Origin of the sequence: Vibrio variabilis (genome assembly GCF_003263785.1) — a bacterium.
Classification (GTDB): Bacteria; Pseudomonadota; Gammaproteobacteria; order Enterobacterales; family Vibrionaceae; genus Vibrio; species Vibrio variabilis.
Window position 1 is genome coordinate 1 of sequence record NZ_JYJK01000057.1, and the last position, 1,506, is coordinate 1,506.

Annotated in this window: 2 protein-coding genes; both read left to right on the forward strand. The window is 51.5% G+C overall.

The window, feature by feature from the left end:
• Nucleotides 1–346, forward strand: a 346-nt coding sequence (locus TZ48_RS08210) for a VCBS domain-containing protein (protein ID WP_239670748.1), incomplete at its 5' end; no start/stop codon positions are given.
• A partial coding sequence (locus tag TZ48_RS08215) for a VCBS domain-containing protein (protein ID WP_239670749.1) occupies nt 304–1,506 on the forward strand: 1,203 nt, incomplete at its 3' end. The genes TZ48_RS08210 and TZ48_RS08215, both read left to right, overlap by 43 nt.

A 1,506-nucleotide genomic window follows, 5' to 3' on the forward strand; every position in this document is an offset into this window, starting at 1 on the left:
AGGCGATAATCTGTCGCTCACCATTACTGACAATGACGCTGGCGAGAACAAGTTCAGCACCACAGTGACCAGTGTCGTCAATGACAACGGCCAGCTTCCGCTTGGCACGCTGACCATCACCGAAGATGGCGACTGGTCATATCAAGTCTCAAATGCACTTCAGGAGATCCAATCTCTCGGTGACGGTGATACTCGCGTTGAGCGTTTTACCGTGACCTCTATTGATGGTTCAAAAACCGAAACCATCGAAGTGACCATTCAGGGCACCAACGATTCTCCAGTTATTGCTGGGACGCCATTGGCTTGGTTATTGAGGATACCAATGTTCAAACTGGCGATCTTCTGAAAGATAACGGCCAACTAACAATCTCCGATACGGACACAGGCGAAGCTAAGTTCCAAACGGTCGTGACACCAGTAGGAAGCGTCCTAGGTACGCTCACTATCACTGAAACCGGTGCGTGGAGCTATGAAGTTGATAATACCAACCCGACCATTCAAGGATTGGGGGAAGGCGACTCACTCACGGAGACGTTCCAGGTCTTGAGTGAAGACGGCACCCCACAAAATATCGTCATCACTATTAATGGTGTGAACGATATTCCAACCATTGTGTCGGGCGACTCTACTCTGGCTCAAGAAGACGTCGCGGTGGATGGTGATGGCAACATCGTCGCGACCAATACCTTAGTGATTTCCGATGACGATGCTGGCGAAGAAGTCTTTAATGCCGGCACCGCGACTCCGGTTGGCACAACACTTGGCACCTTAACCATTGATGCAGCAGGCGTCTGGACATACAAAGTCGATAATTCCCTACCGCAAATTCAAGCGCTGGATGTGGGCACGAGTTTCACCGAGTCGTTTACGGTTACGTCCGCCGATGGCACTGAACATCAAATCGATGTTACGGTGAACGGCACTGAAGACCCAACCATCATCAGCAATTACCAACCTGGCGCTGTCACTGAAGATACGGCGGGTATTCTCACCGATTCAGGCAGTCTAACGATTACTGACCTGGATGCCGGCGAAGCGCTGTTTAATACCACGGTCACCAAACTCAACAATGGTGATGGTCAATCGCCACTCGGCAACCTCACTATTGATGCCAATGGTAATTGGACGTATACGGTCGATAACTCACTTACTGGCGTGCAAGAGCTGGGCGATGGCGAGACTCGTGATGAAGTATTCCAAGTCAGCTCCATTGATGGCTCGGTAAGTCAAACCATCGTAGTGACCATTACCGGTGTGAATGGTGCGCCTTCTATCGTCAGCGGTGAATCGGGAGCTGTGACTGAAGACGCAGCTGTCACACCTAGCGATACTTTAGTGGCCACAGACAAGCTAGTGATTGCCGATGAGGATGCCGGTGAGAACGTCTTTGATGCGGGCACCGCGACCCCAGTGGGTACTGCGCTAGGCTCGCTTACCATCACGGCTGACGGCACTTGGACTTACACACTAGATAACACGCTCACTGCGGTTCAAGCGCTGGATGTT